The 217-nt window shown below is 32.7% G+C and carries 1 protein-coding gene; it reads left to right on the top strand.

Annotated features, from left to right (window positions below; translation table 11 throughout):
• On the top strand, positions 1–217 hold a 217-nt coding region (locus tag FE392_RS22775), incomplete at both ends, for an HAD hydrolase-like protein (RefSeq protein WP_319931955.1).

Raw genomic sequence — 217 nt, 5'->3', positions numbered from 1 at the left:
AGCAAGATTGATGAAAATAAAGTTGAAGAGATGATTACATGTTATCGTCAATTTAACCATGATCATCATGATGAATTAGTAGAAGAATATGAAACTGTATATGAAACAGTTCGAGAGTTGAAGAAGCAAGGTTATAAAGTTGGTATTGTTACAACGAAAGCGAGACAAACCGTTGAGATGGGATTACAGTTGTCAAAGCTTGATGAATTTTTTGATG

The organism is Xenorhabdus santafensis, from assembly GCF_033949405.1.
Classification (GTDB): Bacteria; Pseudomonadota; Gammaproteobacteria; order Enterobacterales; family Enterobacteriaceae; genus Xenorhabdus; species Xenorhabdus santafensis.
Note: the sequence above shows the minus strand (reverse complement) of the source record. Positions and strands in the feature narration are given on the sequence as shown.